Source organism: Pseudomonas sp. FEN (assembly GCF_904067045.1).
Lineage (GTDB): Bacteria > Pseudomonadota > Gammaproteobacteria > Pseudomonadales > Pseudomonadaceae > Aquipseudomonas.
Map to the genome: position 1 here is coordinate 12,862 of NZ_CAJFDC010000013.1, position 13,702 is coordinate 26,563.

The window sequence follows — 13,702 nt, forward strand, 5'->3', positions numbered from 1 at the left end:
TAACGAATTTTTATGACACCAGGCACTCACCTTCATGAAACCTTCGCTCAACGACAAGCGGCGGTTTGCCGTAGTGGCAAACTCGCATTTCGCCAAAACTCAACAATACTTGGCGCGAAGGGATTTCGCAGTTCCTCTTTCTCCTCGAAATGGAGTTCGCCATGAAGTCGCAAGAACTGGAACTCGACGTGGCCGTGGTCGGTGGCGGTGTCTCAGGCACCTACAGCGCCTGGCGCCTGCAACACGCCCAAGGCGACAAGCAGAGCATTGCCCTTTTCGAATTCAGCGACCGCATTGGCGGCCGCCTCTTCAGCATCAACCTGCCAGGCCTGCCCAATGTGGTCGCCGAGGTCGGCGGCATGCGCTACATCCCGGGCCCCGACGGCCATGTGCTGGTGGACAACCTGGTCAAGCACCTCAAGCTGCCCAGCCAGGATTTTCCCATGGGCGCGCCCAAGCCGGTCTACTCGAAGAACAACCTGTTTTACCTGCGCGGCAAGCGCTTCCGTTATCGCGACTTCGTCGAAGCGCCGGAAAAGATCCCCTACGACCTGGCCTGGTCCGAGCGCGGCTTCTGCCCCGAGGACCTGCAAGTCAAGGTGATGAACTATGTGTACCCGGGGTTCGACAAGCTCAGCCTGTGCCAGCAGATGCAGGTCACGGTCTTCGGCAAGGAAATCTGGCGCTATGGTTTCTGGGACCTGCTCTACCGGGTCATGAGTAACGAGGGTTATCAGTTCATGAAGGACGCCGGTGGCTATGACGCCAACGTCGCCAATGCCAGCGCCGTGACCCAACTGCCCGCCACCGAGTACAAGGACACCACCGAGTTCCGGACCCTGGCCAAGGGTTTCCAGAGCCTGCCGTTGGCGCTCGTCGCCACCTTCGCCAAGTTGCCGGGACAATTGCCAGGCCAGCAACGGGTGCACATGAACCAGCGGCTGACCGCCATCCACTACGCCAGGGACGCCGATTTTCCTTATCGCCTGCACTTCCAGGCCACCACCACGGTGGATGGCGGCACCCACGACAGCGGCGGCCAAGCCGTGGTCAAGGCGCGGAAAATCATCCTCGCCATGCCGCGTCGCGCCCTGGAACTGATCGACTCACCGTTCTTCAGCGATCCCTGGCTCAAGGACAATCTCGGTTCGGTACTGATGCAATCGGCGTTCAAGCTCTTCCTTGCCTATGAACAGCCCTGGTGGCGCGCACTCGGGCTGGTGGCCGGGCGTTCGGTCACCGATCTGCCGGTGCGGCAGATCTACTACATGGGCACCGAATGCGAGCAGAAAGGCGGTGAGCCGACGCTCAACTCGTTGCTGATGGCCTCCTACAACGACATCGGCACTGTGCCGTTCTGGAAAGGCCTGGAAGGCGGCGCGCCGTTCGTTGGCCACACTCCCAGTAACCTGGCCGGGCTGCTCAAGACCGAGCCGGTGGTGCCCAGGACCCAGTTCACCGTCAGCGACGAAATGGTCCGGGTGGCACAGATGCAAGTCACCCAGGTCCACGACCAGGTCGAACTGCCGCGCCCCTACTCGGCGGTCTATCACGCCTGGGACGCCGACCCTTACGGCGGCGGCTGGCATGAATGGAAAGCCAATTACCGGATCGACCAGGTCATCTGCCGCATGCGTCATCCGCTGGAGAAACAGCAGATCTATATTGTCGGCGAAGCCTATTCCTATGCTCAGGGTTGGGTCGAAGGCGCGGTGACCGTGGCCGAGTCGACGCTCCAGGATTTTTTCGCGCTCAAACGCCCCAACTGGCTGCCCAAGGACTATGCGCTGCTGCCGGTGCCGACACCCGCCGGCTGTGCGCTGGAGCCAGGACAGCGCCCAGCCTGCAAGGACTGTGCAGACACCCTGAATGAAGTCACCGAGTTTGCCTACAAGGGGATCGACCATGGCCACGAATAAGGACTACACCGTCGCCGACTACCTGCTGACACGGCTCCATCAACTGGGGGTGCACAAGGTGTTCCAGGTACCCGGCGACTACGTATCGGGGTTCATGGACGCCCTGGAACAATCCACCGATATCCAGCCGGTTGGCGAAGTCAATGAAATGAGTGCCGCCTACGCCGCCGACGGTTACGCCCGCTATGCCGGGATCGGCGCGGTGTCGCTGCAATACGGCGTGGGAACCTTCAGCGCGGTGAATGCGATTGCCGGTGCCTATGTCGAGCGCAACCCGGTGGTGGTCATCAGCGCCAGCCCGTCGGCGAAGAACCGCCATATCATCTGGTCCGCGGACGTCCTGTTCCACCACTCCACCGGTGACCTGGAGGTTGGACGCAAGGTGTTCGAGAACATCACCGTCGCCTGCGAACTGCTGGACGACAGCCGCACCGCGCCGGCGTTGATCGACCGGGCGCTGGTCGCCGCCATCAGCCAGCGCCGACCGATCTACCTGGAAGCCTGGCAGAACGTCTGGGGCGAACCCTGCGAGGCGCCGACAGGCGAGTTGTCGCCAGTGCCGGCCGCCTGCGATCTGCTGTCGTTGGATGCGGCAGTCGCAACTTCGGTGCAACGCCTGCGCGAGGCGAAAAAGCCGTTGATCATGCTCGGCATCGAGATCGCCCGTTTCGGCCTGCAAAAGCAGGCACTGCACCTGATCGAAGCCAGCGGCCTGTCCTTCACCACCTCACTGGAAGCCAAGACCGTTCTCGACGAGAACCACCCGCAATTCATCGGCACCTATGCCGGTACCGCCTCGCGGCTGTGGACCCAGGATCTGCTGGACCAGACCGACTGCATCCTGGCCCTGGGGGTGATCTTCACCGACGACTACCTGCAACTGCTGAAGAAGGACTTCGGCCAGATCATCCTGGTCAACACCCAGCTGGCCCGCACCGGCTTGCAGTATTACCCCCATGTGCCCCTGCCGCAGTACCTCAGCGCACTGACCAGCGCACTCGGCCTGGACGAGAGTTTCCCTCTGCCCCTGCGGCCACGCGAGCCCCTCGCGCCACTGCTCAAGGCAACCGACCACGACACGCCCCTGAGTTACGAACGGTTCCTCGACACCCTCGCCGACTTCGCCCGGGAGCAACGCCTATGGGATAACAGTGCGTTGATCCTCGGTGAAAGCTCGGCGCTGTACGCTGCCAGCAATATCATGGGCATGCCGGAAAACAGCTTTGTCGCCGATGCCATCTGGGGTTCTCTCGGTCATGAGACCGGTTGCGCCCTGGGCGTGGCCATGGGCGGCCGGCGCCGGCCCCTGGTGGTCGCCGGCGACGGCGGCTTCATGATGATGTGCCAATCGCTCTCGACCCTGGTGCGCAATCGCGTGAATGCCGTGGTGTTCGTCATGAGCAATGAGGTCTACGCCATCGAGCAGGCCTTCGTGAACATCAACGCGTTCAAGGAACATGGAGAGTTCGCGCCATTCGACGTCCTGCCAGGCTGGGATTACCTGGCCCTGGCCAAGGGTTTCGGCGCCAGGGGCTACAAGGTCTCGACCCTGGGAGAACTGCGCGAACTGCTGCTGAAATTGCTGGTGATCGACGAGACCGTACTGGTCCAGGTGGTCATTCCACAAAAAGACCTCGCGCCGCAGATCGAACGACTCGCGTCCTGAAAGGAGCAATCACTACATGGCTGTATTGCGTCTTGCTGTCGCTGCCCTGCTGCTCACCGGCCTGTCCGTGGCCCAGGCCCATACCCATGGTGGCGAAACGGCCGAAGGTCCGAAGCGTTTTACCCCGGTCTCGCCCGACACCGCCTACCTCGAAGTCCTGCACCAATGCGTCAGCCCGCGGGACACCGACCAGGGTCAGCTGCTCTCGGGCCTGGGCGGTATGCATTACCCCCTGGTCAGCCTGAAGGACGCCGATCAGGTCGAAGCCTTCTATAGCCAGGGTATCGCCCTGCAATACGGTTTCAACTTCTCCGAGGCGATCCGCGCCTTCTACCAGGCCAGTCGTTTCGACGAGGGTGCGGCGATGCCCTATTGGGGGATTGCCTTGTCGGCCAACTCCAATATCAACAGCGACGCCACCCCCGGTTGCGACCAGTTGGCTTATCGCTCGGCGCAGATCGCCCTGGAACACGCCAATGCCCGGCTCAAGGACCCGGCCGCCAAGGCGCGCTTCAGCGAACGGCAATTGCAGCGTGAAGTCGATTACGCCAAGGCGTTCCTCAGCGCCTACACCCTGCGAGAGGGCAAGGTCAGTCTCGATGACGCGGGCAAACGGCACTACGCCGACGCCATGAAAGAACTGTCGCAGACCTATTTCGATGACCTCGATGCGGCCACCCTCTACGCCGATGCCCTGCTCAACCTCACCCCCTGGAAATGGTGGGACGGCGAGGAAGCGGTCTCCGATGAAGTCCAGCCGACACCGGCGGCCGATGAGGCGCTGCAAGTGCTCAACCGTGTGCTGGTGCAGGACAAACTGCACACCGGCGCCAATCACTTCTACATCCACGCCATCGAGGAGTCGCCCTTCCCCGACAGCGGGCTACCCATGGCCAATCGCTTCCGCGAGCAGAACCCGGCCATCGGTCATCTGGTGCACATGGCCTCGCACATCTACCAGCGCACCGGCAATAACGCCCTGGCCAGCATCGCCAACTACACGGCGGTCTCGGTGGACCGCGCCTACGCCCACCAGGTCGACCCGCAGAGCCCTTACCCGTTGCACTACCTGGGCCACAACATTCACTTCCTGATCTGGACCCTGTCCATTGAAGGCCGCCAGAACGAAGCCATGAACATGGCCGAGGAACTGGTGGAAAACACCACCCGCTATTCGGCGCTGGAGTTCCTCTGCAAGCAGTACCCCGACGAGATCCGCACCAAGACCGACTATTTCTATGCGGTGCCTTACTACTTCGCCGTACGCTTCCAGGATTGGAATGCGCTGGAGCGTATCGAGCCGAAGATTGAGCAAGGTCTGAAGACCATCAACGATAGCTGCGCCCAGGCCGACCAGGACTGGAAGCCACTGGCCGCGCCGTACACCCGGGTCATGGCCGCTTATGCCAAGGCTTATCGGCAACTGGCCCTGAATGGGCTGGATAATACCGCGGCCAATGAGGCCCTCAAGGGCTACTGGCAGGCGGTGACGGACACCTTGAAAGCCACGCCGGACCTCAATTACGGCAATAACAAGGCGACGGAATTGTTCCGCATCGCCAATCTGGTCCTGCTGAACAAGGCCCTGGACAGTAGTAGCGGCAAGCTCGACCTGGCCTCGCTGCGGGAAACCGCCGCGAAGGTATTCGGCAAGGACCCTTCGCAGGCTCTGGCCACTGACCTCAAGTCACTCCAGGGCGATCACCAGGAGCAGATCATCGGCGCCTGGCGCAAGGCGGTCGCGATCCAGGATGCCTTGAACTACAACGAGCCACCCGACTGGTATTACACCCTGCGCGAATCCCTGGGCTACGCGTTGTTGGCCCAGGGCAAAGCCGATGAAGCCGAAAAGGTCTTCCGGCAAGACCTGGCGGGCAATCGCCTCAGCGGTCGCTCGCTCAACGGGCTGAAGCTCAGTCTGCGGCAGCAGCCGGGCAAGACGGTGCCGGCGCTGCTTGACGAACAACTACAGAATGCCTGGCGCAACGCGACCATCAGCGCCGCGCCATCAGGCTTCAGCACACAATAATTGCTCACACCGTTCTGTAGGAGCAGGGCTTGCCCGCGAAGCTTTTGGCGCCATCAAGGGCCTCTTCGCTGCGATGCGGCGTCCCGACAAGCCAGGCTCCACAAGGGACCGGGCTCGACGATAGTTCGCGGCGAAACACGGACCTATTGCAGGAGCTGGCTTGCCGGCAATGGCGGCGGTGAATCCAGTATCGCCATCGCTACCAAGCCTGGAACCCGGGTCAGCCCGGCATGCACTGGAAGTCACCGGTCTGGGCGACCTGCTTGCCATGGGAGTCCATCAGGCGGGCACTGACTTCCTGACCCAGGCTCGACTCCACCAACTTGTAGTGCTCGCCGGCCTTGAACTGGTTGTAGCTGACTTCGCCCGAGCAGTCCTGCTGGTTGCCATCGCCCCAGGGAACCTCCACCAGCATCACGTCCAGCTTGTGGGCGCCGGGAGGCACTTCGAAGAAACGCCCGTCATCGATTTTCTTGCCATCGACCTTCTCGGCGAGCAGGTCGTTCGGCGCTTCATCCTGCAGACCGATCCAGGCCTGGCTCGGGTCCGCCTTCGGCATGGGGCCGGCACACGCGGACAGCAGAAAGGCCAGGCCCAGGGTTGGAAGCAGCATCAGGGGTTTGAATGTCATGGTGGTCTACCTCAAAAATGAAAAAGTCGGTCAGATGCAGGAAAACTTCTTGGACTGGGCCACGGTCGCGCCTTGCTCATTCACCAGTTCGGCGCCCACATTGGCGCCCGCCCCCGACTCCACCAGGTGATAGTGCTTGCCCGCCTTGAACTGGTCGTACTCCACCTGGCCGGTGCACTCGGGCTGCGCCGAATTACCATTGGCGCCCTGGACCAGGATCATTTGCAGATCGTGTTTACCCGGCGCCACCTCGAAGTAGCGGCCATCGTCGACGCGCTTGCCATCCACGCGCTCGGCCAGCAGGCTGTCGCTGGAACCCTGGCCGAGGCCGATCCAGGCTTCGCTCGGATCAGCCTTGGGTACCGGTGCCGCGCAAGCGGACAGCAGGCCAACCAGTCCAAGGGTCGAAATCAGCATCAGCGGCTTAAGTGTCATCGAATGAATTCCTCTCATATTCAAGGGCTGTATCGCTGGACGGAAAGTCCGTCTAATCGAGGCCAAGAGTGGTGAAATAGAGGCGTTTGTACAAATGAACACACATGAAGGGTTTTTCAGTCGCTATCTAAAAGATCCTTCATGTTGGTGAAAGCCAAACGTTAAGTTCCAAGGACAAGACTGCCGGGGTTCGCAATTCCACTCCCCGGAGGTTCAGGCATGCTCGGGCTGGTAAAGACCGCACTGCTCAAGCCCTACACGTTTATCGTGTTGGCGATATTCATCTGCATCATCGGGCCGTTGGCGGCCCTGCGTACCCCCACCGACGTGTTTCCCGATATCGGTATTCCAGTGGTCGCGGTGGTCTGGCAATACACCGGCCTGTCTCCCGAAGACATGGCCGGCCGGGTGATCTATACCTACGAACGCTCCTTGAGCTCGACGGTCAACGACATCGAACACCTCGAGTCGCAATCGCTGCCGGGCATGGGTATCGTCAAGATCTTCTTCCAGCCGGGCGTCGATATCCGCACCGCCAACGCCCAGGTGACCGCGGTCTCGCAGACCGTGCTCAAGCAAATGCCACCGGGCATCACCCCGCCGCTGATCCTCAACTACAGCGCCTCGACGGTGCCGATCCTGCAGATGGCGTTCTCCAGCCCGACGCTGTCGGAAGCGAAGATCCGCGACCTGGTGCAGAACAATATCCGCCTGCCACTGACCGCCGTGCCGGGCCTCGCGCTCCCTACCCCGATGGGCGGCAAGCAGCGCCAGATCACCCTTGACCTCGACCCGCAAGCGCTGGCCGCCAAGGGCCTCTCGGCGCAGGACGTGGGCAACGCCCTGGCCGCGCAGAACCAGATCATTCCGGTGGGTACCGCGAAACTCGGCCCCTACGAATACACCGTACTGCTGAACAACAGCCCGAAAGTCATCGAGGAACTCAACGACCTGCCGATCAAGACCGTCGACGGAGCCCTGATCACCATCGGCCAGGTGGCCCACGTGCGCGACGGCTCGCCGCCGCAGACCAATATCGTGCGGGTCGACGGTCGTCGCGCGGTGCTGATGCCGGCGATGAAGAACGGCAATATCTCCACCCTGTCGATCGTCGACGGCATCCGCAACATGCTGCCGCTGATCAACGAAACCCTGCCGCCGGCGCTCAAGACTTCCTTGCTGGGTGACGCCTCGGTGTTCGTCAAGCAGTCGGTGGGCAGCGTGGCCCGCGAGGGCATCATCGCCGCATTGCTGACCAGTGCGATGATCCTGCTGTTCCTCGGCAGCTGGCGCTCGACCCTGATCATCGCCGCCTCGATTCCGCTGGCGGTGCTCTCGGCCATCGCCCTGCTGGCCGCCACCGGCCAGACCCTCAACGTCATGACCCTCGGCGGGTTGGCGCTGGCGGTGGGGATCCTGGTGGACGATGCGACGGTGACCATCGAGAACATCAACTGGCACCTGGAACAGGGCAAGGCGGTCAAGGACGCGATCCTCGACGGCGCGAAGCAGATCGTCGGCCCGGCCTTCGTCTCGCTGCTGTGTATCTGCATCGTGTTCGTGCCGATGTTCATGCTCCAAGGTATCGCCGGTTTCCTGTTCCGGCCGATGGCCCTGGCGGTGATCTTCGCCATGGCCAGCTCCTTCATTCTGTCGCGGACCCTGGTGCCGACCCTGGCGATGTTCCTGCTCAAGCCGCATGTGGTCGAGGGCGGCAGCGGCCACCATCCTGAAGATGAATTCATCAACCATCACGAAGGTGAACAGCACCGCAAGCCACGCAATCGCCTGCTGCAAGCCGTGTTGAACTTCCAGCAGAGCTTCGAACGCGGTTTCTCCACGGTGCGCGACGTCTATCACGGCCTGCTGCAACTCGCGCTGGGTTGCCGCAAGCGTTTCCTGCTGGGTTTCCTGGCCTGCGTGCTGGCGTCCTTCAGCCTGCTGCCGAGTCTGGGCGAGGACTTCTTCCCGGCCACCGACGCCGGCGCCCTGGCCCTGCACGTGCGTCTGCCGCTGGGCACGCGGATCGAGGAAAGCGCCGCGACGTTCGACCGTATCGAAGCGCGGATCCGCGAAGTGATTCCCGCCGAAGAGCTGGACAATATCGTCGACAACATCGGTATTCCATTGAGCGGTATCGACATGGCCTATAGCAGCAGCGGCACCATCGGTCCGCAGGACGGCGATATCCAGGTCACCCTCAAGGCCGATCACCAGCCCACCGCCGACTATGTGAAAAAGCTGCGCACGGCCTTGCCGGAAAGCTTCCCCGGCAGCCACTTCGCCTTCCTTCCGGCGGATATCAGCAGCCAGATCCTCAACTTCGGCGCGCCGGCCCCGCTGGACGTGAAAATCTCCGGACGCAGTGCCGAGGAAAACCGCGTCTTCGCCCTCGAACTGCAACGACGCCTGCAACACGTACCGGGGATCGCCGACCTGCGGATCCAGCAATCGGTCGGCTACCCGTCGCTGCAGGTGAAGGTCGACCGTCTGCGCGCCAAGGGCCTGGGCATCACCGAGCGGGACGTCACCAACAGCATGGTCGCCTCGCTGGCGGGCAGCTCCCAGGTGGCGCCGACCTTCTGGCTCAACCCGGCCAACGGCGTATCCTATGGCGTGGTCGCGGCCACTCCGCAATACCGCCTGGACAGCCTGCCATCACTGGAAGCGTTGCCGGTCACTGGCAGCAATGGCCAGTCGCAGATCCTCGGCGGCCTGGCGACCATCAATCGGGTGCAGAGCCCGGCGGTGGTCACCCACTACAACATCCAGCCAACCCTGGACATCTACGCCAGCGTGCAAGGTCGAGACCTCGGCGCGGTGGCCCATGACATCCAGAAGATCCTCGACGATGCCTCCTCCTTGCGCCCCAAGGGCGCGATTGTCAGCCTGCACGGGCAGATCGACGCCTTGCATGAAGCCTTCAGCGGCCTGAGCTTCGGCCTGCTCGGCGCCGTGGTGCTGATCTACCTGCTGATCGTGGTCAACTTCCAATCCTGGGTCGACCCGTTCGTGATCATCACCGCCCTGCCCGCCGCCCTGGCCGGGATCGTCTGGATGCTGTTCCTCAGCGGCACCTCGCTATCGGTGCCGGCCCTGACCGGAGCCATCCTGTGCATGGGCGTGGCCACCGCCAACTCGATCCTGGTGGTGAGCTTCTGCCGCGAACGCCTGGCCGAACACGGCGATGCCCTCAAGGCTGCGCTGGAAGCCGGCTACACCCGCTTCCGCCCAGTGTGCATGACCGCCCTGGCGATGATCATCGGCATGTTGCCGCTGGCCCTTTCCGAAGAACAGAACGCCCCTCTCGGACGCGCCGTGATCGGCGGTCTGATCCTCGCGACCACCGCCACCCTGCTGTTCGTCCCCGTGGTGTTCAGCCTGGTACATGGTCGTCAACCTATTCGCGCCGTAGCTGGAGAAAACACCCATGACTGATCGCAAACCTTCAGGCAAACGCCTGCTTTACCTGGGCGTCGGCGGGCTGACCCTGGCCGCCTTGCTGGTCGCCAACGGGATTGCCGCGCGGACCCGCCATGAAAAGGCGGTGACCGCCTGGACCGAAACCGCCGCCGTGCCCATGGTCAGTGTCTTCAAGCCGGCACAGAACGCCGCCGGCGATACCCTGCGTCTGCCGGCCCACCTGGAAGCCTGGAGCAAGGCGCCGATCCATGCGCGGGTCAGCGGTTATCTGAAAGACTGGAAAACCGACATCGGCAGCCAGGTCAAGGCCGGCCAGATATTGGCCGAAATCGACAGCCCGGACCTCGACCAGCAGGTCGCCCAGGCCCACGCCCACCTGCTGCAGGAACAGGCCAACGCACGCCTGGCCCAGACCACCGCCACGCGCTGGCAGAACCTGGTACAGACCCACTCGGTATCGCGCCAGGAAGCCGATGAAAAGAGCTCCAACGCCGCCGCGGCCAAGGCCAATGCCGAAGCCGCGACGGCCGACTATGCGCGGCTGTCGGCCCTGGAAGCGTACAAGACCATCCGCGCGCCTTTCGCCGGCACCATCACCGCGCGCAATACCGATATCGGCCAATTGATCAAAGCCGACAACGACAGTGATCCGGAGCTCTTCGACATCGCCGATACCCATCAACTGCGGCTCTACGTGCCCATCCCACAGAACTACGCCAGCGTGATCCATCCTGGCCTCGAAGTGAAATTGAGCGTGCCGGAACATCCGGGCCGACAGTTCAACGCCAAACTGGTGGGCAATTCCACCGCCGTCGACTCGCGCTCCGGGACCTTGCTGGCGCAGTTCGTCGCCGAGAACCCGGATAACGCGCTGATGCCGGGTGACTATGCCGAGGCGACCCTGCCGATCCCGGCGGACACCCACGGCGTCAGCATTCCCGCCAGCGCCTTGATCTTCCGCGCCCAGGGCACCCAGGTGGCCGTGCTGGACGCCCAGTCCCATGTGCACCTGCGCGACATCCATATCGGCCTGGACCTGGGCGAACGCCTGGTCATCGACCAGGGCCTGAAACCCGCCGACACCGTGATCGACAACCCGCCGGATGCCCTGCGCGAAGGCGACCCGGTGAAACTCGCCGACGCCGGAGGCCCACATGTCCCCAAGGCTTAAGCACAGCGCCTGGCTATTGATCGCGACTTTGCAGGGCTGTTCCCTGGCCCCCACTTACAAGCCGCCTCAGCTCGACTTGCCAGAGCACTATCACGAGCAAACCAGCGCCGGTCCCTGGCACCCGGCACAACCGGGCGACACGTTGTCACAACAATGGTGGTCGCTATTCCGCGACGCGCACCTCAACGACCTGCAACAGCGCCTGCTCAAGGCCAATCCTGACCTGGCCGCGGCCCTGGCGCACTACGACGGCGCCCAGGCCTATGCAAGCCAGCTGCATGCCGGGCTGTTCCCGCAAATCAGCGCCAGCGCACAACCCCTGCGCCAGCGTCAATCGGACAATCGGCCGTTGCGCGGCAGTACTCAGCCAGCGGTGTACAACAGCAACACTGCGGGCTTTGCGCTGAACTTCGACCTCGACCTGTGGGGACGGATTCGCAACCAGGTGGCTGCCGGCGATGCCCAGGCGCAGGCCTCGGGCGACGACCTGGCGGTGGCGCGCCTGAGCCTGCAACAGCAGTTGGCGGCCTTGTATGTCCAGCTCAACGGCCTGGATGCCCAGAGCCGGATTCTCGCCAGTTCCCTGGATGACTATGGCCAGGCCTTGCAATTAACCCGTGATCGCTACCAGGGCCAGATCGCCTCGGAACTCGACCTGACCCGCGCCCAGAGCCAACTGGCCGAAGCCCAGGCACAGCTGGATGAAGTGCGTGGCCAACGCAACCTGGCCGAACATGCGATCGCCGAGCTGGTCGGCGAACCGGCCAGCGACTTCCAATTGCCACCGACCCAGGCGATCCTGAGCATCCCCAAGGTGCCCGGCGCCCTGCCCAGCGGCTTACTGCAACGCCGCCCGGATATCGCCGCGGCGGAACGGCGGGTGTTTGCCGCCAATGCCGCGATCGGCGTGGCCAAGGCCGCCTGGTACCCGGACTTCAGCCTGACCGGCCTGCTCGGCGGCCAGACCCAGGGCAGCGGTAGCCTGTTGTCGGCGGGTAATCGCTACTGGGCCCTGGGGCCACTGGTCAACCTGCCGATTTTCGACGGTGGCCGCCTCAGTGCCCAGGAGCATCAAGCCAAGGCCGAATTCGACGAGGCCTCGGCCCATTACCGTAGCCAGGTCCTGCGCGCGGTGCGCGAAGTCGAGGACAATCTGGCGCAACTGCGTGACTTGCAGCGCGAGGCCGAGGACGAGCAGGCGGCAGTGAGTGCCGCACAGCACACCCAGACCCTGGCAATGAACAGCTACCAGGCCGGGGCGGTGAACTACCTGGATGTGGTGACGGCACAGACCGCGGCGTTGCAGGCACAGCGACAATTGCAGGCGTTGCAGACCCGGCAACTGCAAGCCAGCATCGGCCTGATGACCGCCTTGGGTGGTGGCTGGAGCGCCCAGGGCTGAGCCCCTTGTCCCCAGACTGAACGCGGTCCCTGTAGGAGCCAGCTTGCTGGCGATTGCGATGTCACATTCCCCACCGCCATCGCCAGCAAGCTGGCGCCTACAGGTTTCGCGGCGTGCCCGAAATCCAGTTTCCTATCTGCGCAACTTTTACCCCCCTCCCTGATGTGAAAAGCCCCCTCATCTTGCCCCGCAATACCCGCAATACATGGCCTCCAGCCCAACTGGCAACTTCCTGCCCGCCCATGCGCAATACCTTGCGCACTTTTTCTGGATCAACGCTAGACAACCTTATAGATTTTCGAGAAAACAAAAATAACTATATGTTTTTAAACAACAAATAAAAACAGGCACAACTCTTGATCTGTAGACCTGCGAATCCATCGAGCTTCCCTTGATGGCACACAGCACCTCTTCGGACAAGGAATTCATCCATGCCAACACCTGCCTACCTGACCCTGCAAGGCACCAAGCAAGGTCTGATCACCGCGGGCACCTTTACCCAGGACTCGGTCGGAAACATCTACCAGGAAGGTCATGAAGACCAGATCCTGGTCCAGGGTTTCGCCCACGACGTCAGCATCCCCCGCGACCCTCAGTCCGGGCAACCCACCGGCCAGCGCATGCACAAGCCGCTGATGATCAGCAAGGTCTTCGACAAGTCCTCGCCGCTGATCTTCAGTGCTCTCACCAGCGGGGAAAATCTGACCAAATGCCGCCTGGAGTGGTACCGCACCTCGTCCTCCGGCACCCAGGAGCACTATTTCACCATCGAACTGGAGGACGCCATCATCGTCGACGTCCAGTCGCGCATGCCCAACTGCCAGGATCCGAACCAGGCGCACTTCACCCATCTGGAAGACGTGTACTTCAGCTACCGCAAGATCACCTGGACCCACGAAGTGGCGGGCACCTCCGCGTCCGATGACTGGCGCTCCCCCGTGTCCTGATCCATCCCCCCTCGGGCGTCGTCGGCCTCGCCGGCGACACCTTGCACTGCTCCCCCAAACCTTTTGGCGCGCCGCGGCT

At 62.8% G+C, this 13,702-nt stretch carries 9 protein-coding genes; 7 read left to right on the forward strand and 2 right to left on the reverse strand.

Annotated features, from left to right (window positions below):
- Positions 1-161 precede the first annotated feature (161 nt).
- The 3 genes from PFEN_RS14465 to PFEN_RS14475 are packed head-to-tail and all read left to right on the forward strand — an operon-like array spanning position 162 to position 5,614.
- A complete protein-coding gene (locus tag PFEN_RS14465) occupies positions 162-1,919 on the forward strand; it encodes a flavin monoamine oxidase family protein (protein ID WP_191487508.1) in 1,758 nt (585 codons plus the stop codon).
- A complete protein-coding gene (locus PFEN_RS14470; RefSeq protein WP_191487509.1) occupies positions 1,906-3,585 on the forward strand; it encodes an alpha-keto acid decarboxylase family protein in 1,680 nt (559 codons plus the stop codon). Before PFEN_RS14465 ends, PFEN_RS14470 begins: the two co-directional genes overlap by 14 nt.
- A 16-nt stretch (positions 3,586-3,601) precedes the next feature.
- Positions 3,602-5,614, forward strand: coding sequence for a hypothetical protein (locus tag PFEN_RS14475; protein WP_191487510.1), 2,013 nt, complete (start codon positions 3,602-3,604; stop codon positions 5,612-5,614).
- Between the two features lie 220 nt (positions 5,615-5,834).
- Here the strand turns inward: PFEN_RS14475 and PFEN_RS14480 are convergent, their stop codons facing one another.
- Both PFEN_RS14480 and PFEN_RS14485 read right to left on the reverse strand, forming a co-directional pair.
- Positions 5,835-6,245 (reverse strand): hypothetical protein, encoded by a 411-nt coding sequence (locus PFEN_RS14480; RefSeq protein ID WP_191487511.1) that lies wholly within the window; start codon positions 6,243-6,245, stop codon positions 5,835-5,837.
- Between the two features lie 30 nt (positions 6,246-6,275).
- Entirely contained in the window at positions 6,276-6,680 is a 405-nt protein-coding gene (locus tag PFEN_RS14485; protein ID WP_191487512.1) for a hypothetical protein, read from the reverse strand.
- A 219-nt stretch (positions 6,681-6,899) separates the two neighbouring features.
- On the opposite strand from PFEN_RS14485, the gene PFEN_RS14490 reads away from it, so the two are divergent.
- The 4 genes from PFEN_RS14490 (at position 6,900) to PFEN_RS14505 (ending at position 13,623) form a co-directional block, all read left to right on the forward strand.
- Positions 6,900-10,118: an efflux RND transporter permease subunit gene (locus PFEN_RS14490; RefSeq protein WP_191487513.1), complete on the forward strand. Its 3,219-nt coding sequence runs from the start codon at positions 6,900-6,902 to the stop codon at positions 10,116-10,118.
- On the forward strand, positions 10,111-11,274 hold the full coding sequence (locus PFEN_RS14495) for an efflux RND transporter periplasmic adaptor subunit (protein ID WP_191487514.1): 1,164 nt from the start codon (positions 10,111-10,113) through the stop codon (positions 11,272-11,274). The genes PFEN_RS14490 and PFEN_RS14495 overlap by 8 nt, the downstream gene beginning before the upstream one ends.
- Positions 11,258-12,676 carry an efflux transporter outer membrane subunit gene (locus PFEN_RS14500; RefSeq protein WP_191487515.1) on the forward strand — a complete coding sequence of 473 codons (1,419 nt, stop codon included), beginning with the start codon at positions 11,258-11,260 and terminating at the stop codon, positions 12,674-12,676. Before PFEN_RS14495 ends, PFEN_RS14500 begins: the two co-directional genes overlap by 17 nt.
- A 431-nt stretch (positions 12,677-13,107) precedes the next feature.
- On the forward strand, positions 13,108-13,623 hold the full coding sequence (locus tag PFEN_RS14505) for an Hcp family type VI secretion system effector (protein ID WP_191487516.1): 516 nt from the start codon (positions 13,108-13,110) through the stop codon (positions 13,621-13,623).
- Positions 13,624-13,702: the final 79 nt, after the last annotated feature.